The organism is Ulvibacter sp. 2210JD10-4 (assembly GCF_058148525.1).
Window position 1 is genome coordinate 1 of the sequence record NZ_JBYVJZ010000076.1, and the last position, 245, is coordinate 245.

Below are 245 nucleotides of genomic sequence, written 5' to 3' on the forward strand. Positions count from 1 at the left end.
AATAAATACATCAACAACTACGATTACAATAAAGCTGTGTATTTAATGAGTTCTGTTGCGTTGTTGGATAACGAATTTCTTTTACTGAAAGAGGATACAGGCTTTTCTTCTCATATTTCTGTGGTTTTTTATGAATACTACAAAGACTCTTTAGCTTTAAACAAAAAGCTTCTGGAAGCAGAGAATCATATACAATGCATCGTTTCTAAAGACAAAATTCCTTTTGGCAGTACACAAACCCCACA

General features: G+C 32.7%; 1 pseudogene. It reads left to right on the forward strand.

What is annotated here, in order from left to right:
* Positions 1–245 (forward strand): annotated as a pseudogene (locus ACY2RT_RS15535) (acyl-CoA reductase); the annotation flags it as partial.